The sequence below is a fragment of the Fibrella forsythiae genome, assembly GCF_017353175.1.
Classification (GTDB): Bacteria; Bacteroidota; Bacteroidia; order Cytophagales; family Spirosomataceae; genus Fibrella; species Fibrella forsythiae.
The window spans coordinates 1-264 of sequence record NZ_JAFMYW010000078.1; the positions used below are offsets into that span (position 1 = coordinate 1).

General features: G+C 60.6%; 1 protein-coding gene. It reads right to left on the minus strand.

Going from position 1 to position 264, the window contains the following annotated elements; genetic code table 11:
• A partial coding sequence (locus J2I46_RS32725) for a hypothetical protein (RefSeq protein WP_207333321.1) occupies positions 1–264 on the minus strand: 264 nt, incomplete at both ends.

Genomic DNA, 264 nt, shown 5'->3' on the forward strand with positions numbered 1-264 from the left:
TAGCGCACCGCCACCTAAGAGCGTGGTAGTCAGACCGGTGAGGATATTCCCTGAGCCACCCAGCAGACCTGTTAGGTTCAGCGGAGCACCCACGCAGAGCGATACCGAGATGGGGTTGAGCACGGGGGCGTTCACACCCGTCACGCTTACGGGCGTTACAGTGCTACAGCCTAGCGGACTCGTCGATACCAGATTGAAGACGTTAGCTCCAGCAGCGACCGTGACGGGCAGCGTACCGCCACCTAAGAGCGTGGTAGTCAGACC